The sequence below is a fragment of the Bacteroidota bacterium genome, assembly GCA_016715425.1.
Classification (GTDB): Bacteria; Bacteroidota; Bacteroidia; order Chitinophagales; family BACL12; genus JADKAC01.
On record JADKAC010000002.1, the window covers coordinates 355,023 to 373,991 of the forward strand.

Sequence of the window (18,969 nt, forward strand, 5' to 3'; positions counted from 1 at the left end):
GCATTTAAACTTCCATTGCCTGAAACAGAAGTATCTGATTTATGCTGTAATGCATTTTTCATGCGATATCATTTTTAAAGTAAGGAGAAAGTTCGCTCTCAAAATATTGCAGTGCATTTTTTATTGGCAATGGTAAACCACCACCTAATGCACATAACGATCCTTTTTCTAAAGTCTCTACAAGATCATTAAATAAACTGCGGTCAATTTTATATTCTTCTTCTTGTGCTTTCAATAACAACTCAGCACCTCGTACAGAACCAAGACGACAAGGAAAACATTTACCACAACTTTCATGTGCAGTAAATTCAAATAAGTGCTCTAAATATTTTATCAATGGAAATTCTTCTGGAATAGAAACCACCGATGCATGTCCTAATAAAAATCCATTTTGATTAAAACTTTCGAAGTCAACATTTAAATTATCAATTTTTGAAACAGGTACCAAGCCACCCAACGGGCCGCCGATATGCAATGCTTTTATGTTATGATTAAATCCTTTTCCTAAATCATCAATTACTTTGCGCAAAGGTGTTCCCATATCTACTTCATACATGCCGGGTGCATTAAAATATCCATCTAAGCAAACCAGTTTTGTTCCTTTAGATTTTTCTGTTCCGATTTTTGCAAATGCAGCTCCACCTTCACGAATTATATAAGGTACACTTGCAAGTGTTTCTACATTATTTACAATCGTAGGTTTATTAAACAAACCTTGTTGCGCAGGATACGGTGGCCGCACTCTTACTTCAGGTCGTTGTCCTTCAATAGAAGAAAGTAATGCTGTTTCTTCACCGCAGATATATGCACCTTGTGCTTTAATAACTTTAAAATCAAAATTGAATTTAGTCCCTAAAATATTTTCACCGCATAAGCCTGATGCATATAATTTTTCTACTTCTCTTTCAACAATATTTACTGCCTCCGGATATTCTGCACGGATATAAACCACACCCCAACTTGCACCAATAATATATCCGCTGATTATCATACCGAGCAATACACTATGTGGTCTTTCTTCTAATAAATATCTATCGCTATATGCACCCGGATCTCCTTCATCGGCATTACATACAACAAATCTTGTTTTGCTGGGTGTGCTTTTACAACTCTCCATTTTAATTGCCATTGGAAATCCTGCACCACCCCGACCACGCACATTTGAAATTCGAATTTCTTCCAATAATTTTTCAGGTGTTTGTTGTAATGTAGTTTCAAGAAGTTCATAAAAAATATCCATTCCCGGAAATGGTTCGGTGAGGACTGGTGTGCCGATATGTTGCACATTATATTTATCCATTTTAGGTGATGAAGATTTTTTTATTGCAGCAATATCTTTAATAGCATCACCGGAATAAGAATGTCCGTTGTAATGAAAAGAATTATTTTCATGACAACGACCTAAGCAACACATTTCACCTATTTCACTGTTTTCAAAATGTTGTTTTAAGGTTTGCTCCACAGCAGGTTGTGTGCCTGCAGTAAGACATGCAGAACCATTACATACATAAACTTTTTTTCCTGCATTGTCCGGCCGGGTAAAATCATAAAAAGTTGCGCTGCCATAAATGTTGGCCTTGCCCATTAAAAATTCCTCTGCAAGGTTTTCCATTTCTTGTACGTCAGGTGTGCCCGTTCCTTTGGCCATAGTACCCAATTTCTCAAACAGGTTATCTGTTAATCCTTTTCTTCCTGAAAGCTCACTTAGATTTTTTGACATATTACGTTGTTAAAATATATGCCTACCAAAAATAACAATTTAAAAGTAATTTATCACTCATACTTTTTTTATAATGGTTATCAGCTTTTTACGATAATGTTTATTTATACAGTGTGTTACAAACCAATCATTTCTTTTACAGCAAAATAACCGATTCTAAAGTTTGGGAATTACAATTATTTCTGAAGATAGGAAGTTAGCAATAGGTTTGTACTTCCTTCACTTTCAATAGCAGAGTAAACAGTTGTAAAAAAAATTGTGGAAAAAATAAATTGGAGATCAATCAATCTTCCTGTTTTATAAAGTGATTACCTACTGCGAGTGTAAACCAAATGTTAAGTCACAATTAATTTTATTCACAATTATTGGTTTATTAGAAATCATATCTATATTTGGTAAGCATACTGATAGAAAGGCACACACGCTCGACTACATTTTGCTGTTTGTGTTTTAACCAATAAAACAATTTTATCATGGTCGCACTCAATGAAATTCCAATTGATGGAAAAACAAATTCAGAAAAAGTTTCGATGCATATAGAACACATGGAACATTTACGATCCCGACAAGAAGTTAACGAAAGTAGATTTATAGAATTCGTAAGTTGGCTTATTGTATTGGGTGTTATAGCAGGGATTATTTACTTTATAGTAAATTTTGATAAAATTTTCAGCTAATCCATTATTACATTTTCTGCACAACTATACACTGTAAATTTTTTATCACGGCAAAACGCCATCAATGTTAATCCTGCTTCCCTGCATTGATCCACTGCTAAACTTGATGGTGCTGAAACTGCAGCCAAAAAAGGAATGCCGGCAGTATAAGTTTTACTTACTATTTCGTATGAAATACGTCCACTAACAATAAGACTAACTGCTTCTTTTAATTTATTTTGAAGCAATAAATCACCAATTACTTTATCCACTGCATTATGTCTGCCGATATCTTCCTTTGTTGTAAGCAACTTCCCATGAACATCAAAAATAGCAGCAGCATGAGAACCACCGGAACTGTGAAATGTACTTTGATTTTTTCGCATCAATTCAAACATATCAATCACTTGTGATGCATATATTTTTTCTTTGTGAATGAGTTTACCATTCAGATCAATATTTAATTCTGTACGTCCGCACAAACCGCAACTGGTAACTGAAATAATATTGCGCTCTGCAATTGCTTCAAAATTTACTATATCAGGTTCGGCACTCACATTCATGCCGGTTATATAACCTTCTCTATTTTTTGTGGTGATAAGTATTAAGGGATTTTTCTTTTCGGTATAAACACCTTCCGCATATAATAATCCACGCACTAATTCCTGTTCATCTCCAGGACTGCGCATAGTAATAGTAAAGGGTTTGCTATTAATAGAAATACTCAGCATTTCTTCCACAGCAAGTGTATCATTTACTTCAGTAGTCTTTCCCGTATCATATTTTATTCCGTGATATATAGAAGTAGGTTTTGCCATTTTTTTTTATCTGTGATAAATCTACAAATTCTAATTGATTAGCGGATGAGCCGATTAGCCAATGTGCAAATTAGTAAATGTGCAAATTATTTATTGTGTGAAAGTGCGAATGTGAAAATGATTAGCTGATGTGCTGATTAGCAGATTAGCCGATGAACTAATTTCTCCGAGGTTGGTGTCCTCACCAGCCTTTTTTAGAAATTTTAAATAGTACTCATACACTAAAATGCAATCAACTCATCATTCAATCTCTCTTGACACAATCATTTTAATTTTTCAAATCTCGCCTGGAAAAATCGCAAATACTTTGGCTCATAAACCATCTTCATTCCCTTAATTTTTTTCCGACGTTCATACACAAACGCTGCAGATTCTGCAATCACATCCATGTGTGCTTGTGTATATACCCGACGTGGAACCGTGAATCGTACAAGCTCTAATTTAGGATAATAATTTTTGCCATTTGCTTTTCTTCCGGCTGATACAATTCCTCTTTCCATCGTTCTCACTCCTGCATCTAAATATAATTCTGCAGCTAATGTTTGTGCTGGATAATTATCCTGCGGAATATGCGGCAAAAACTTTTTTGCATCCACAAAAATGCCGTGACCACCAATTGGTTTTACAATAGGAATATTATAATCCATCATTTTATTTCCAAGATAAATCACTTGACCCACTCTTGCTTTTATATGGTCCGCACTTACACTTTCTGCAATACCAATTGCCATTGCTTCCATATCTCTGCCGGCTAATCCACCATAGGTATGCAAGCCTTCATACACCACCACCATATTTCGGGCTTCTTCAAAAATATCCCATTCGTTTATTGCTAAAAATCCACCAATATTTACAAGCGCATCTTTCTTAGCACTCATCGTAGCACCATCGGTATATGAATTAATTTCTTTTACTATTTCTTTAATCGTTTTATTTTCATATCCTTTTTCTTTTAGCTGAATGAAGTATGCATTTTCAGCCACCCTTGTCATATCATGAATAATACGAATCTTATGTTTCTTAGTAAGTGCTCTCAACTCTCTCAGATTTTTCATACTGATCGGTTGGCCACCTGCCATGTTTACACTTGTTGCAATACTTACATACGGAATTTTTTTAGCACCGTGTTTCTCAATTAATTTTTCAAGCTTTGATAAATCCACATTGCCTTTAAATGGAAATTCATTATCTGGATCATGTGCTTCATCAATAATAATATCTTCAAATTTTCCTCCTGCAAGTTCCTGGTGTAATCGTGTTGTAGTAAAGTACATATTACCCGGAATGATATCTCCTTTTTTAATCAGAATTTTTGATAAAATATTTTCTGCACCTCGTCCCTGATGGGTAGGAATTAAATATTTATATCCATATACATCTATTACCACTTCTTCCAAATGATAAAAATTTCTGCTACCTGCATATGCTTCATCACCCATCATCATTCCGGCCCATTGCCTGTCGCTCATTGCCGATGTTCCGCTGTCGGTTAATAAATCAATATACACATCATCCGACTTCAATAAAAACGTATTATATCCGGCTTCTTGTAATGCTTTTTTTCTTTGGACTTCCGTTGTCATTTTCAACAACTCCACCATTTTCATTTTGTAGGGTTCGGCCCAGCTTCGCTTTAAATTTTTCATTTTTCAATAATTATTAAATTGTTATTTATATTAAAAAATCTTTAAATAAATACCTGTATGCAAATAGGTATTTATTAATTGGCTGGTCTTTCAATTGAGTAGTAATATATTGTCAAGCCTATTTAATTTCTAATAGAATATCAGTTGTAATAATAAGTTATGCGCCTTTAAATACAGGTTTGCGTTTTTCTAAAAACGCATTGGTGCCTTCTGTAAAATCTTCTGTTTCCAGGCATTGAGAAAATTGTGATATTTCTGTTTTATAAGAATCCCCAACATAGCCACCACTGCGGAAATGTGCATTCACACATTGAATTATCTTACCCACAGCAACAGGTCCTTTCGTAAATATTTTTTTTAATAACTCTTCGCATTTTGCAATCAATTCAGTTTGCGGAACCACATAATTTACAAGTCCTAATTCTTTCGCCATTGCAGCATTCACGCTATCGCCGGTCATTAATAATTCCATTGCTTTTCCTTTGCCAATTAATTCAATTAATCGCTGTGTGCCGCCATAGCCAGGTATCAATCCTAAGTTTACTTCCGGCTGTCCGAAGATTGCATTTTCAGATGCAACACGTAAATGACAAGCCATTGCCAACTCCGAACCACCACCCAATGCATAACCATTGATTGCCGCAATCACAGGCTTTGGAAAATTTTCTATTTTATCAAATGCATCATGTCCATTTTCACTCATCGTTCTTCCTTGTGAAGGTGTAAAATCTGTGAACTCTGATATATCTGCTCCGGCAACAAATGATTTTTCTCCTGCTCCGGTAATTATCACACCCTTCACTTCATTATGATATAAATATTCTTCAAATGCTTCATCCAATTCTACAATGGTTTTAATATTGAGCGCATTTAATTGCTTAGGACGATTAATAGTGATATATAATATTGCATCTTTTACTTCTATTAAAATATTTTCCGGCTGCATAGTAATTCTGTTTTTTTACAAATATAAAGGCTCTGTTTGGTAAGCTTTATCTTTACAACACATAATATGTCAACACCTAAAAATATATTCAGTCACTGGCCTCCGGTTAGCAAGCAGGAATGGCTGGAACAAATTCGGAAAGATTTGAAAGGCGCCGATTTTAATAAAGCATTAGTTTCAGAATACAGCAATATTCCGGTACAACCAATTTATACAAAAGAAGATATTCCTGAGTCAGAACAATTTGGCGATGATGATTTCGAGGACATGATGGAATTTGAAGAGGAAGGCCAAGCCATCACATGGAGTGTATGCCGAGAATTAAATTTTAATTCTGAAAGTGATATTTATTCTTTGGGTGATGCTGAAATAAATAATGGTGCAATGTGTATTCGCATAAGCGGTGATGTTGCTTTATTTCTGAAACATTTCCGCATGGTGCGTCCGGATGCAACTCATTTTACTCTAAGTATAAATAATGATCTTTCGGAAAGTGAAATAGTTTCTCAGTATCGTGATTTAATAAACAACATAAGCGGACATCAATTATTTATTACTGCTATCGAATTTAATCCTATTGGCTATTGGATGAAAACAGGAACAATGCAGGAAAAAGAATCTTCCTTTAATCATCTTGCAGATTTATATTTTAAATTGTCACCCAAGTTGCATGATTGCAAACTATTTCATGTAGATGCAACAATTACTGCAGAAGCCGGTGCCGATATTATACAACAATTAGGATATGCACTTGCAATGGCTGTGGAATATATTTCTGCACTTTCAAAACGCAATGTTCCAATTGAAGAGATTTTTCCATTGATGCATTTTCGAATGAGTATTGGTGGAGAATATTTTTTTGAAATTGCAAAATTGCAAGCATTTCAAAGGCTATGGATAAATCTGCTTACAGCTTATATTCCGGATACAGATTATATAGCACCTGCATATATTCATGCCGTAGTTACGCAAACAAATATTACAGCGGAAGATGCACATACAAACTTATTGCGCAACACTACAGAAGCGATGAGTGCAATATTAGGTGGATGTGAAGTGCTGAGTATTTTACCTTATGATTTGCATTGCAAAACAAAAGATGAAAATGCAGAACGACTTGCTTTAAATATTCAGCATTTACTGCGCTATGAATCGTATTTAGATAAGTATAAAAATATGGCTGATGGCGCTTATTATTTAGAATCACTTACCACAACTATTGCAGAAGATGCATGGAATTATTTTGTTGAAATTCAAAATAGCGGTGGATTTATTTTTAATCTGGAATCAGGAAATATTCAACAAGCAATTCGCAAAAGCAGAGAACAAAAACAAGCTGCATTTGATAGTGAAAAAATAAAATTAGTTGGCGTAAATGTATTTGAAAATAATAATGAAACTTTTGAAGCAGCAGAAGAAGTAATATCAAATAATACCAATACTGCTTTTGAACCGATAACACCATTTCATTTTAAAAGAAATAAATAATTGCATGCGTCCGGATTTTAAAAATATTTCCTACAAAAATTATAAACCATTCAAGTCTGCAACAAATGCAGAACAAATTCCTGAAACATTGCAACAAGCTGCAGCGGGGATTGTACCCTTTTTACGTGGACCATATTCTACAATGTATGTGATGCGCCCCTGGACAATTCGTCAATACGCAGGATTTTCTACAGCAGAAAAAAGCAATGCATTTTATCGCAGAAATTTAGCAGCCGGACAAAAAGGACTATCTGTTGCATTTGATCTTGCTACTCATCGTGGTTATGACAGCGATAACGAACGTGTGTTGGGCGATGTAGGAATGGCAGGTGTTGCAATAGATTCCGTTGAGGACATGAAAATTTTATTCGATCAGATTCCATTGGATAAAATGAGTGTGAGCATGACGATGAATGGTGCGGTAATTCCAATTCTTGCATTTTATATTATTGCTGCAGAAGAACAAGGTGTAACTCCGGATAAATTAGAAGGCACAATTCAAAATGATATTCTGAAAGAATTTATGGTGCGCAATACATACATCTATCCGCCCACACCAAGTATGCGCATTGTTGCAGATATTTTTAAATATACCAGCAAGCATATGCCGAAATTCAATAGCATAAGTATTTCAGGATATCATATGCAGGAAGCAGGAGCAACATCTGCAATTGAATTAGCTTATACACTTGCCGATGGATTAGAATATGTGCGAACAGGTATTGCAGCAGGTTTAGATATTGATGATTTTGCACCACGTATTTCCTTTTTCTGGGGAATAGGTATGGATCATTTTCGTGAGATTGCTAAGATGCGTGCAGCCAGATTATTATGGGCAAATATGATTCAACAATTCAATCCAAAAAATCCAAAGTCGTTAATGTTGCGCACACATTGTCAAACAAGTGGATGGAGTTTAACGGAACAAGATCCATTTAATAATGTAGCCCGCACTTGTATAGAAGCATTAGCTGCTGTGTTGGGTGGAACACAATCATTACATACAAATTCATTAGATGAAGCGATTGCATTACCTACAGATTTTTCTGCACGTATTGCACGCAATACTCAATTGTATTTGCAAATGGAAACTGGTATTTGTAAAACAGTGGATCCCTGGGGAGGAAGTATTCAATTAGAAAAATTAACAGAAGAAATTGCAAATGAAGCATGGCAATTAATTGAAGAAACAGAAAAACTTGGCGGCATTGCAAAAGCAATAGAAGCAGGTATTCCGAAATTGCGCATTGAAGAAGCCGCAGCAAGAAAACAAGGTCGTATTGATGCTGGTAAAGATTTTATTATTGGTGTAAATGCATTTGCTACGGATAATAAAACAGCTATTGAATTATTGGAAGTAGATAATTCTGCTGTGCGCAATCAGCAAATAGAAAGATTGCAATTCGTAAAAAATAATCGAGATAATGAAAAAGTAAATGCCAGTTTAAATGCAATCACTCAATGTGCAGAAAATGATAATGGAAATTTATTGGAGCTTGCAATTAATGCGGCTAGAGAAAGAGCAACATTAGGTGAAATTTCCATGGCAATGGAATACGTATTTGGCCGATATAAAGCAAATACGCAAACAGTTTCGGGTGTATATCAAAATGAAATGGGCATGAACGAAAATTTTATTAAAGCAAAAGAACTCAGCGATGCATTTGCAGATAAAGCAGGACGCAGACCACGCATTCTTGTTTGCAAGCTCGGGCAAGACGGACATGATCGTGGAATAAAAGTGATTGCCTCCGGATTTGCAGATATTGGATTTGATGTGGACATCGGTCCATTATTTCAAACACCAGCAGAAGCAGTGAAACAAGCTATTGAAAACGATGTGCATGTGATTGGAATTTCTTCTTTAGCGGCAGGACATAAAACATTGGTGCCACAAGTAATTCAACAATTACAAGAGCAGGGCAATAATAAAATATTAGTAATTGTGGGCGGAGTAATTCCCGAAAAAGATCATCAGTTTTTAAAAGATGCTGGGTGTACTGCTATTTTCGGACCGGGTACTGTAATCAGTGAAGCCGCCATTCAACTTATAGAAAAGCTGGATGCTACTGTGTAATACATATTCCTAATAATCAAATAATTTATTCATTGCTCATTTCTGAAATAGCAATTATTTTTATCTTCATTCACACTAATTATTATTAATCGAAAATTGATTTTCATGAAGAATGCAATTCACATTCATTTAAAATTTCAATTCCATATTTTTACAAATAGAAGCTAACTCATTATGGCAAAGAATAAGGAAGAAAAAAAAGAAGAAAAAAAACGTTTCAAGTTTAAAGAGATGAAAGTGTATGGTTCGCTGGAAAACTTTTTTGGCAATCAGAAAAATTATCGCATTGTATATGAAGAAACGGAAGCAACTTATATAAATGTAGAAGTACAATTATATAATATTCTATTTGATGAATCTGCATGGTCTGCAAAAATAAAAGTACGTTGCTCGGAATATTATGGCGACAAAGAAATATGTTTAGTAGAGAAAGATTTGCAGGTAGAGCCTGACCAAAATATTATTTATCTGCGTGAAGGATGGGGAACACCTACTGCCGGTTTCTGGAAAAAAGGAACTTATAAATGGGAGGTGTTTATTGACGAAGAAATAATTGGCACCAATTATTTTTATATCACTAATAAAGGAATAGTTACTGCGAATTACAATCCGTATTTTGAAATAAATGCAATTCGTCTATATGAAAGTCCAAAAAATAATTTACCCAAAGAACAAAGAAAATATTTAGTAGAATTTGATACTAAAACAGCGAGATATATTTCTGTAGAATTGGATTTAAAGAATTTAATAACCGATGAAAAATATTTTCCATTAGAATTAAATTTTTTCTTTTTTAATGATACACATCAACTGAAAGGCATGGCAAGTTGGTTTGAACATATCAGCGACAACAGAAAAAATATCGTGTTAGATGCAGGATATGGTGCAGACACTCAAGGCTTTTGGTTCCCCGATTTCTACACTTGCGAAATTGTTTTTATGGATACCATTATCGCAATTGTGCCCTTTATCGTAGGTGAAAAAAATGTAGAACTTGTTGGCGATCCAACATGGCTCAGTGGTACAGATGAAGAAGAAATAATTGCCAAACCCAAATCCGAATCAGCAGAAAAAACTCTCGCAGAAGCATTAGAAGAATTAAATGCATTGATTGGATTACAATCAGTAAAAAAACAAGTTGAAGAATTAATTACCTATTTGCAATTTTTAAAAATAAGAAGAGATAAAGGATTTGAAGAGGATAATAAATTAAATTTAAATATGGTTTTTACCGGTAATCCCGGCACAGGAAAAACTACAGTTGCAAGATTAATTTGCAAACTATATGCAGCGATGGGTTTATTGAAAAAAAGTGAAGTAACAGAAGTAAGTCGTGTGGATTTAGTGGGAGAATTTATTGGGCAGACGGCACCAAAAACCCGAGCGATGATTGAAGAAGCACGAGGCGGAATTTTATTTGTGGATGAAGCATATTCACTCACATCACGAGGTGATGATGGGAAAGATTTTGGAAAGGAAGTGATTGAAGTTATTATTAAAGAAATGAGTGATGGCCCTGGAGATATCGCATTTATTTTTGCAGGATATCCAAAAGAAATGCGTCAGTTTTTGGATTCAAATCCCGGGCTTTCATCTCGTATCGGAAACGTAATTCATTATCCAGATTATACGCCGGATGAATTAATGCAAATAGCAGATTACGCTGCAAATCTTCGTGGCGTTACAATTAATGAAGCTGCAAAAACATACATGCACATGAAAGTGGTAGAGTTGTATCGCAATCGTGATGAAAAATTCGGCAATGCTCGATTAATAAATTCTGTAGTTGAGGAAGGCAAGCAAAATATGGCGTTGCGATTAATGAAACATACCGATTTAGCTGATAAAACAAATGAAGAACTTTCTACCATTTTATTGGAAGATATAGATGTAATATTTGGTAGCGGAAGTAATACATCAGTTGAATTACCTATTGATGAAGCACTATTAACAGATGCATTAAATCAGTTAAAAGAGTTGGTGGGTTTATCCAATGTAAAGAATGATATTGAAGAAATAGTAAAGCTTGTAAGATATTATAAGGAGATAAATCGTGATGTAAAAAAAGCCTTTTCTATGCACACTGTTTTTACAGGAAATCCCGGAACAGGAAAAACTACGGTTGCAAGAATTCTTGTACAAATTTATAAAGCACTGGGAATTTTAGAACGAGGGCATTTAATTGAAACAGATCGCAAAGGTTTAGTTGCAGGATATCTTGGACAAACTGCAATACAAACGGAAGCATTAATTCAGGAAGCAATGGGTGGTGGATTATTTATTGATGAGGCTTATGCACTAACTGAAGGTGGTGATTCGTATGGCAAAGAAGCGATAGAAACTTTATTGAAACGCATGGAAGATTTTCGTGGTGAATTTATTGTGATTGTTGCAGGCTATACAGAAGAGATGCAACGATTCTTAGATTCCAATCCGGGATTAAAATCCAGGTTTGATAAATTCATTCATTTTGAAGATTACAGTGCAGAGGAATTATTTATGATTGCAGAAAAATTATTTGCAAAAGAATCACTTGCATTAAATGAAAAAGCTGCAGAAATTTTAAAAGAACACATCGCCAAACTATTATTGACCCGCAATAAATATTTTGGAAATGCACGCACTATGCGCAAGCTTGTAATTGATATTACACATAAGCAAAATCTACGTATGGCTTCGCTAAGTTCTGCGGATCGCAAACCGGAATTAATTAAAACAATTACTCCGGAAGATATCAGTGCATTTACACTTACTCCGGAAACTCAAGCAAGGCCGGGCATTGGATTTAAATTGTCAGGTAATCCTATTCCAAAGCCGGAGGTTTAACAAGATTGACAAAACAATAATATTATTTTATTAAATTTTTAAATTTCTTTAATCTTCGTTAAACATTACTTCTAAATAGTCAAAATAGCTTTGCATTTCAAACAAAGACTATTATGAAAAACACTTACATCGTAATTAAATTAATTATCGTGTGTACATCGGCTGCCTTTATATTGATGGCAAATATTCAGGGAGTAAATGCACAAGGTTGTGTATCAGTCCGCTCACTAACCGGAGAAGTTTCTTCAGGTAATAATGTTCTCGACAAAGGTGATATGCAAATTGGATTAGGCTATCGCTATTTCCATTCCTATAAACACTTTAGAGGGACTGAGGAAGAAATATATCGGGTGGATGAAGGTACTGATGTTAGAAATGATGTGAATGCATTTGACTTGATATATACATATGGAATTAATCAGCAATGGAGCGCCACAGTGGATTTGCCATATACTTTTAATTACCGTTCATCGAAGTATGAACATGGTAATGATCCGGCAACTGGAGTAGATGTACGTAAAGCCACACATTCAAATGGCATTGGAGATATCCGTTTACAAGCAGATAGATGGATGTTGGATACATATAAAGAAAATCTAAAAGGCAACTTCAGTCTTGGTGCAGGTATTAAATTTCCTACCGGAAACTTTGCTTTTCAAGATACATTTTATTACATAGGAAACGAAGGTGCAAATGTATTTAAGGAAGTTGACCAATCCATTCAATTAGGCGATGGTGGTTGGGGCTTCAGCTTACAAACTCAAGGATATGCTCAATTAGAAACAGAGCAGTGGTTTGTCTATTACAGCATATATTATCTGTTTACTCCGGGAGATACGTTATCATGGCAAAAAAGAGTGGACAAAATAGATCCGGCAAATCCACCAGCGGTAAATTATTCTATACCTGATCAATTTTTAATTCGTGGAGGTTTTACTTATTCGCCATCAAGATTTGCAGGCATGGCATTTAATCTGGGATTCCGATTCGAAGGAATTCCAGTAACGGATGCTTTTGGCGAAACAAATGGTAGAAGAAGACCAGGTAAAGTTGCGGCTATTGACCCGGGAGCTACTTACATTGCAGGCAATCATATTTTTTCATTGAGTGTACCAATTTCGGTGTATCGTAACCGTACCCAAAGTGTGCAAGATATAGAAAGACAACAAGTAGATCCGGGCCCTCCAGGTGATCCACGTCATGGTGATGCTGCATTTTCAGACTATACTGTATTCTTTAATTACAGCTACCGCTTATTTAATAAAAAGCATCATGATATGATGGAATAAACTTTTGCTATAAAAAAATAATATCAAACGAAAAAATAAAAAAATGAAAAATATATTCTTATTACTTATACTTTTTGCTATGGCTTTTGGAGTTTCTTCATGTGCTAAAAATGCAACTTGCGAATGCACTACAAAAGAAACTCGTAATGATAACGGCAATGTAATCAGTTCAGAAAAAAATGTATATCATAATGCTGGAAACGATCCCACTTGTGATGATTGGGAAGATATAACTGTGAATGATTCCACTACTATTACCACTACTTGTAAATCAATTTAAATATAGGGATCATAAAATAACCTGATTACTCAATGGACTAATTAAAAAAAAGCAATCTGTTAATTCAGATTGCTTTTTTAATAGGTTAATATCCCCATTTTCCCTGCCTGATAATCACGCACCGCTTCCATTAATTCTGTTTGATTATTCATAACAAAAGGTCCATAGCTTGCAACAGGTTCATCAATAGGAGTACCACTCAATAACAGAAAATCACTGTTTTCTAATCCTTTTACAGAAATAAATTCACCTTCATTTTCAAAGATGGCAATGAATCCTTCTTTTGCATGATGCTTACCATTTATCTCCACAAATCCATTTAATACATAGAGCATTAAATTATGTCCTGCCGGCATTTTAATTTCGTCATACTTATCCTTATTCAAAATCACATGTAAAGCATTCACGGGAGTAAAGGTTTTTGCAACTCCTTTCAATTCATTCCACTCTCCTGCAATCACTCTTATTTTTAAATCCTCATCATCACTGATATAAACCGGAATTGTTTCTGATTTAATATCCTGATAATTTGGTGTCGCCATTTTATTTTTTTTCGGCAAATTGACCCACAGTTGTACAAGCTGCAAATTGCCACCACTTTCAATAAATTCTTTGGTAGCTTCTTCGCTATGAACGATACCCATACCTGCAGTCATCCATTGCACATCTCCGGATTTTAAAAATCCTTCATTGCCTCTGGAATCCCGATGATGCAATTCACCTTCAAATAAAAATGTTATCGGTTCAAAACCACGATGCGGGTGTGGTGAAACAGCAAAGTCCACTTCACCCGCAGGAATGTTTAATTTTTTAAAATGATGTAATAATAAAAATGGACTTACTTGCTCCACACTTTTAATTGGCAATGCTTGTAAAACATCTGATTTACCAAGTTTAATTGTATCGGCTTGAAAAACATATTGGACGTTGCGCATAAAATTTTTTATTTAAGAGTAATAATTAAGGAATTAAGAATACAAGATGTATTAAATGAAAGAACCCTCCACAATTTCTTGCAAGAGGGCCCACTAGTATGAACAGAAGTTTGATTTAAACCGCAAAACTTTCGCCGCAACCACAAGTCCGGGAAGCATTTGGATTACTGAAATGAAATCCTTTGCCATTTAACCCGTCGGAGTATTCCAGCGTAGTATCACATAAATATAGAAAACTTTTTAAATCTGTAACTAATTTGAGCCCTCTGTCTTCAAATACCTGATCGTTTGCACGGCTTTCATTATCAAAATCCATTTTATAGGATAACCCACTGCATCCACCACCAACTACTGAAACCCGGATAAAAAAATCATCTCCTACCCCGGCTTCACTCATCAGGTGAGTAACTTTCTCTTTCGCTTTTTCGCTGATAAAGATCATTAGTGTACTATTTTTTCATCCAATTTTAATTCGGGCATTCCATTTTTCTTTCTGTAATCATTAATCGCTGCTTTGATTGCATCTTCTGCTAAAACAGAACAGTGAATCTTTACAGGAGGTAATGCGAGTTCTTCTACAATATCCATGTTGTCAATTGTTAGAGCTTCGTCAATGGATTTGCCTTTAAGCCATTCCGTAGCCAAACTTGAAGAAGCAATTGCAGAACCACAACCAAAGGTTTTAAACTTTGCATCGGTAATAAGCAGTGAATCAGGATCCACTTCTATTTGCAGACGCATCACATCGCCGCATTCAGGAGCCCCCACTAAACCGGTTCCTACTTTTTCGGATTTAATGTCAAGTGTTCCCACATTTTGTGGGTTTTCATAATGATCGAGTACTTTCTTTGAGTATGCCATAATATCTTATTTAAGTTCTTTTATAATTTATTTGTTCAATTAATGTGCAGCCCATTCAATGCTGTTTAAGTCAATTCCTTCTTTAAACATTTCCCACAGAGGACTCATTTCACGCAGCTTGAGTACCGCAGTAGAAACTTTTTCAATTGTATAATCAATTTGTTCTTCAGTACTAAAGCGACCAAGACTAAACCGTATTGATGAATGCGCCAAATCATCACCTAATCCCAATGCTTTTAATACATAACTTGGTTCTAAGGATGCTGAAGTACAAGCCGATCCGGAGGACACTGCAATATTTTGATTGAAAGCCATCATCAATCCTTCTCCTTCTACATATTTAAAAGAGATATTGGATAACTGTGGTAAACGGCTTTCTTTATTTCCATTCAAATAGGATTCTTCAAGAGACATCAATGCCTTTTCTAATTTATCTCTCAATTTAGATAAGCGTTCTGCATCCTGATCCATTTCATTCATCGCCAACTCTGCAGCTTTTCCAAATCCAACAATGCCGGGAACATTTAAAGTACCCGAACGCATTCCACGTTCATGTCCGCCGCCATCCATTTGAGCAGTTACTTTTACACGAGGATTTTTTCTACGTACATATAATGCTCCCACACCTTTAGGACCATACATTTTGTGTGCAGTAAACGACATCAAATCAATTCCATCACGTTCTACATCCACAGAAATTTTACCCACTGCCTGAGTAGCATCCGTAAAAAGTAAAGCGCCTTTACGATGTACAATTTCAGCTATTTTTTTTATCGGAGCAATTGTTCCCATTTCATTGTTAGCATACATTATCGCAACAAGAATGGTTTTATCGGTAATCGCATTTTCTAATTCCTGTAAATCAATATTGCCTTCGCTATCTGTTTGCAGATAAGTAATTACGCCACCTTTTTTCTCAATTTGTTTGCAGCTATCAAGCACTGCTTTGTGTTCAGTGGTTACAGTAATGATATGATTACCTTTTCTGGAATACATTTCAAATACACCTTTCAGTGCAAGATTATCAGCTTCTGTTGCACCTGATGTAAATATTATTTCTTTAGCAGTAGCATTTATAAGTTTTGCCACTTGTTCTCTTGCCTTATCCACTGCATCTTCTGCTGTCCATCCAAAAGGATGATTGCGACTGGCTGAATTGCCAAAGTTTTCTGTGAAGTAAGGAATCATCGTTTCCAGCACCCGTGGATCCATCGGAGTAGTGGCGCTGTTATCAAGGTATATAGGTAGTTTAAGCATATTCAATTTAACTATTTAGACAAATTCTAAAACACAAAGCTATTATAAAAGTTCTATTTTTAGAAAACAAATAATTATTAGATTGATTAAGATGTGTGCGTTTTTAAATTTTAGAATATGAGAAAAATAGAACACCTTGGAATTGCAGTGAAGGATTTAAAAAATTCGAATGCGTTATTTGCCAAACTTCTTGGTAAAGAACATTATAAAGTGGAGAGTGTAGAAAGAGAAAATGTAAGTACTTCATTCTTCATGATTGGAGAAACAAAAATTGAATTATTGGAAGCTACAAATGCTTCGAGTGCCATTAGTAAATTCATTGAAAAAAGAGGAGAGGGAATTCACCATATCGCATTTGCTGTGGATGATATTCATGCTGAAATGAAACGCATGGAAGAGGAAGGATTTCAATTGCTGAATAAAGAACCATTGGATGGTGCTGATGGAAAACTGATTTGTTTTTTACATCCAAAAACTACGAATGGAGTTTTAGTTGAATTATGTATGGATAAAAAATAAAACAACTGAATAACTTCGGATATTAATTCTACATAATAAGAAAACTCTGTTATGAAAAAATATTTCTACTCGCTAATCACATTTATTATTGTATTGTTACACAGCCAGACTAGCGTAGCACAATCCGAAACCTTAGATAATACATTTGGTGATGAAGGAATAGTGGAATTTGAAGAGAGTGCAATCAATACAGATGGAATGAGTTTATCATTTAAAGATGATAAAATTTATTTTGCATTTTGTTCAGATAATAAGGCATTCGTTGTTCGACTATTGATTGATGGAAGTTATGATCCTGAATTTGGTATTGACGGTGTGCAGGAAATCCTCTTGAATGATTCAATTACATTTTCTCATAAAATCAGGATGGAAATTCAGGACGACAACAAAATTATGCTTGTTGCTGGAACATCATCTCCCATATCTGGTGTTGATTTTTGCATACTTAGATTACTTGACAATGGCTTAATAGATTCTACATTTAATAACGTCGGATATTTTATTTTTGATAATGAAGGACTTACTGATTATCCACGTGACATTTTAATCCAACCTGACGAGAAAATTTTAGTAAGTGGTTATAGTTATTTTGGTTCTTCTGATTTAGTATTTAGACATTTAATACTGGTGCGATTTTTACCAAACGGCACATTGGATTCTACATTTAATGATATTGGAATACTCGAGTCAGACATATTAGATCGTGGCAACTTTATAGCATTACAAAGTGATGGAAAAATAATAGTATGTGATGGTGGAATTCACGCCAAACGTTTCAATTCCAATGGTGATTATGATAATTCTTTTGAAATAAGCATTACGGGACCTTGGGGTGGTTACTCTCATAGTTTATGGGTAAATGAATTTGATACTATTTTTATTGGAGGGGATTCTAATCATGGACCTACGGTATATAAATTTTTACCTGATGGAAATTTATATACTGATTTTGGAGAGGAGGGGAAATCCGAAATCCCTGGTGACTTTCTAACCCACATAAATTCCGAAAATGCAGCTTCAGATTCAAATGGAAATATTTTTACCGTGGGTTATCATGATAGTGATTATGCTTCCGATAATGATCATCTTGTAATTGATTTAGCTAAAATTTCAATGCATGGAGTTGCCGATTCAACTTTTAGTGAAGATGCCCATTCTGTTTTAAATTTATCTTATGATATTTGGCCATTAGACATCTTGATCCAGCCAGACGATAAAGTTGTAATAGCAGGAATGCGATCCACGTGGGATGGATGGAAACCGATATGCATAAGATATGATAACTTGAATACGTATGTTGCAACCGAAAGTACTTTTCAAGATTTTTCTTTTTATCCTGTGCCAGCTAATAATTTTGTAACAATTAATTTTCCACTTGAAAAAGAAAGTGAAATCAAAATAAGTATATATGATTTACAAGGCAAACGCATTCAAGTTATAGAAAACCATTTAAAACTCAATGCCGGATCTCATTCGATTACATACAATATTCCAAACTATATTCAGGATGGCAATTATTTGTTTGAAATTTTATTAAATGGAGAACCCAGTATGCGCAAATTAGTACCGATTATAAAACATAATTAAATCTGCATTGAGAACCCAAATAGTGATAATTAATTCCATTTGTATTCTCCAATTTCATTCAAAT

The 18,969-nt window shown here is 34.8% G+C and carries 16 protein-coding genes; 8 read left to right on the forward strand and 8 right to left on the reverse strand.

The genetic code is table 11. The annotated features are described in order from the left end of the window. Positions 1-58: 58 nt before the first annotated feature. Positions 59-1,720: an NAD(P)H-dependent oxidoreductase subunit E gene (locus IPN31_03375; protein ID MBK8680942.1), complete on the reverse strand. Its 1,662-nt coding sequence runs from the start codon at positions 1,718-1,720 to the stop codon at positions 59-61. Positions 1,721-2,193: 473 nt separating this feature from the next. On the opposite strand from IPN31_03375, the gene IPN31_03380 reads away from it, so the two are divergent. Next, the gene (locus IPN31_03380) at positions 2,194-2,397 is read left to right on the forward strand and encodes a hypothetical protein (protein MBK8680943.1); all 204 of its coding nucleotides are present in this window, start codon (positions 2,194-2,196) and stop codon (positions 2,395-2,397) included. On the opposite strand, the gene fdhD is transcribed toward IPN31_03380, so the two are convergent. The 3 genes from fdhD to IPN31_03395 all read right to left on the reverse strand — a co-directional run bounded on the left by fdhD (position 2,394) and on the right by IPN31_03395 (position 5,786). Then, the gene (fdhD, locus tag IPN31_03385) at positions 2,394-3,194 is read right to left on the reverse strand and encodes a formate dehydrogenase accessory sulfurtransferase FdhD (protein MBK8680944.1); all 801 of its coding nucleotides are present in this window, start codon (positions 3,192-3,194) and stop codon (positions 2,394-2,396) included. The two genes, IPN31_03380 and fdhD, sit on opposite strands and share 4 nt — an antisense overlap. Positions 3,195-3,457: 263 nt before the next feature. Then, positions 3,458-4,840 carry a tyrosine phenol-lyase gene (locus IPN31_03390; GenBank protein ID MBK8680945.1) on the reverse strand — a complete coding sequence of 461 codons (1,383 nt, stop codon included), beginning with the start codon at positions 4,838-4,840 and terminating at the stop codon, positions 3,458-3,460. A 157-nt stretch (positions 4,841-4,997) separates the two neighbouring features. Continuing rightward, on the reverse strand, positions 4,998-5,786 hold the full coding sequence (locus IPN31_03395; GenBank protein ID MBK8680946.1) for an enoyl-CoA hydratase/isomerase family protein: 789 nt from the start codon (positions 5,784-5,786) through the stop codon (positions 4,998-5,000). Between the two features lie 66 nt (positions 5,787-5,852). Between IPN31_03395 and IPN31_03400 the strand changes: the two genes are divergently transcribed. From IPN31_03400 to IPN31_03420, 5 genes are all read left to right on the forward strand, one after another. Further along, complete coding sequence (locus IPN31_03400; protein ID MBK8680947.1) at positions 5,853-7,274, forward strand: hypothetical protein; 1,422 nt, start codon at positions 5,853-5,855, stop codon at positions 7,272-7,274. A 4-nt stretch (positions 7,275-7,278) separates the two neighbouring features. Beyond that, positions 7,279-9,351, forward strand: coding sequence for a methylmalonyl-CoA mutase (gene scpA / locus IPN31_03405; GenBank protein MBK8680948.1), 2,073 nt, complete (start codon positions 7,279-7,281; stop codon positions 9,349-9,351). 174 nt (positions 9,352-9,525) lie between these two features. Next, positions 9,526-12,177 carry an AAA family ATPase gene (locus IPN31_03410; protein MBK8680949.1) on the forward strand — a complete coding sequence of 884 codons (2,652 nt, stop codon included), beginning with the start codon at positions 9,526-9,528 and terminating at the stop codon, positions 12,175-12,177. A gap of 113 nt (positions 12,178-12,290) precedes the next feature. Next, positions 12,291-13,466: a hypothetical protein gene (locus tag IPN31_03415; protein ID MBK8680950.1), complete on the forward strand. Its 1,176-nt coding sequence runs from the start codon at positions 12,291-12,293 to the stop codon at positions 13,464-13,466. 43 nt (positions 13,467-13,509) lie between these two features. Next, a complete protein-coding gene (locus IPN31_03420) occupies positions 13,510-13,746 on the forward strand; it encodes a hypothetical protein (GenBank protein ID MBK8680951.1) in 237 nt (78 codons plus the stop codon). Positions 13,747-13,823: 77 nt separating this feature from the next. Here the strand turns inward: IPN31_03420 and IPN31_03425 are convergent, their stop codons facing one another. The 4 genes from IPN31_03425 to IPN31_03440 all read right to left on the reverse strand — a co-directional run bounded on the left by IPN31_03425 (position 13,824) and on the right by IPN31_03440 (position 16,799). Further along, the gene (locus IPN31_03425; protein ID MBK8680952.1) at positions 13,824-14,681 is read right to left on the reverse strand and encodes a pirin family protein; all 858 of its coding nucleotides are present in this window, start codon (positions 14,679-14,681) and stop codon (positions 13,824-13,826) included. A 115-nt stretch (positions 14,682-14,796) separates the two neighbouring features. After that, on the reverse strand, positions 14,797-15,123 hold the full coding sequence (locus tag IPN31_03430) for an iron-sulfur cluster assembly accessory protein (protein ID MBK8680953.1): 327 nt from the start codon (positions 15,121-15,123) through the stop codon (positions 14,797-14,799). Next, on the reverse strand, positions 15,123-15,542 hold the full coding sequence (gene iscU, locus IPN31_03435) for a Fe-S cluster assembly scaffold IscU (GenBank protein ID MBK8680954.1): 420 nt from the start codon (positions 15,540-15,542) through the stop codon (positions 15,123-15,125). Before iscU ends, IPN31_03430 begins: the two co-directional genes overlap by 1 nt. Before the next feature lie 39 nt (positions 15,543-15,581). After that, entirely contained in the window at positions 15,582-16,799 is a 1,218-nt protein-coding gene (locus tag IPN31_03440) for an IscS subfamily cysteine desulfurase (GenBank protein MBK8680955.1), read from the reverse strand. 117 nt (positions 16,800-16,916) lie between these two features. Here IPN31_03440 and mce point away from each other — a divergent pair, with 117 nt between their 5' ends. Then, positions 16,917-17,318, forward strand: a complete 402-nt coding sequence (gene mce, locus IPN31_03445) for a methylmalonyl-CoA epimerase (protein MBK8680956.1) — start codon at positions 16,917-16,919, stop codon at positions 17,316-17,318. A gap of 51 nt (positions 17,319-17,369) precedes the next feature. Continuing rightward, positions 17,370-18,905 carry a T9SS type A sorting domain-containing protein gene (locus IPN31_03450; GenBank protein MBK8680957.1) on the forward strand — a complete coding sequence of 512 codons (1,536 nt, stop codon included), beginning with the start codon at positions 17,370-17,372 and terminating at the stop codon, positions 18,903-18,905. Positions 18,906-18,969: the final 64 nt, after the last annotated feature.

What these genes read in the sequence shown, in the direction of transcription:
- IPN31_03400 (MBK8680947.1), top strand. Translation starts at nt 5,853, where the DNA reads ATGTCAACACCTAAAAATATATTCAGTCACTGGCCTCCGGTTAGCAAG.
- IPN31_03440 (MBK8680955.1), bottom strand. Translation starts at nt 16,799, where the DNA reads ATGCTTAAACTACCTATATACCTTGATAACAGCGCCACTACTCCGATG.
- scpA (MBK8680948.1), top strand. Translation starts at nt 7,279, where the DNA reads ATGCGTCCGGATTTTAAAAATATTTCCTACAAAAATTATAAACCATTC.
- IPN31_03410 (MBK8680949.1), top strand. Translation starts at nt 9,526, where the DNA reads ATGGCAAAGAATAAGGAAGAAAAAAAAGAAGAAAAAAAACGTTTCAAG.
- IPN31_03420 (MBK8680951.1), top strand. Translation starts at nt 13,510, where the DNA reads ATGAAAAATATATTCTTATTACTTATACTTTTTGCTATGGCTTTTGGA.
- iscU (MBK8680954.1), bottom strand. Translation starts at nt 15,542, where the DNA reads ATGGCATACTCAAAGAAAGTACTCGATCATTATGAAAACCCACAAAAT.
- IPN31_03390 (MBK8680945.1), bottom strand. Translation starts at nt 4,840, where the DNA reads ATGAAAAATTTAAAGCGAAGCTGGGCCGAACCCTACAAAATGAAAATG.
- IPN31_03380 (MBK8680943.1), top strand. Translation starts at nt 2,194, where the DNA reads ATGGTCGCACTCAATGAAATTCCAATTGATGGAAAAACAAATTCAGAA.
- IPN31_03375 (MBK8680942.1), bottom strand. Translation starts at nt 1,720, where the DNA reads ATGTCAAAAAATCTAAGTGAGCTTTCAGGAAGAAAAGGATTAACAGAT.
- IPN31_03415 (MBK8680950.1), top strand. Translation starts at nt 12,291, where the DNA reads ATGAAAAACACTTACATCGTAATTAAATTAATTATCGTGTGTACATCG.
- IPN31_03430 (MBK8680953.1), bottom strand. Translation starts at nt 15,123, where the DNA reads ATGATCTTTATCAGCGAAAAAGCGAAAGAGAAAGTTACTCACCTGATG.
- IPN31_03395 (MBK8680946.1), bottom strand. Translation starts at nt 5,786, where the DNA reads ATGCAGCCGGAAAATATTTTAATAGAAGTAAAAGATGCAATATTATAT.
- IPN31_03425 (MBK8680952.1), bottom strand. Translation starts at nt 14,681, where the DNA reads ATGCGCAACGTCCAATATGTTTTTCAAGCCGATACAATTAAACTTGGT.
- mce (MBK8680956.1), top strand. Translation starts at nt 16,917, where the DNA reads ATGAGAAAAATAGAACACCTTGGAATTGCAGTGAAGGATTTAAAAAAT.
- IPN31_03450 (MBK8680957.1), top strand. Translation starts at nt 17,370, where the DNA reads ATGAAAAAATATTTCTACTCGCTAATCACATTTATTATTGTATTGTTA.
- fdhD (MBK8680944.1), bottom strand. Translation starts at nt 3,194, where the DNA reads ATGGCAAAACCTACTTCTATATATCACGGAATAAAATATGATACGGGA.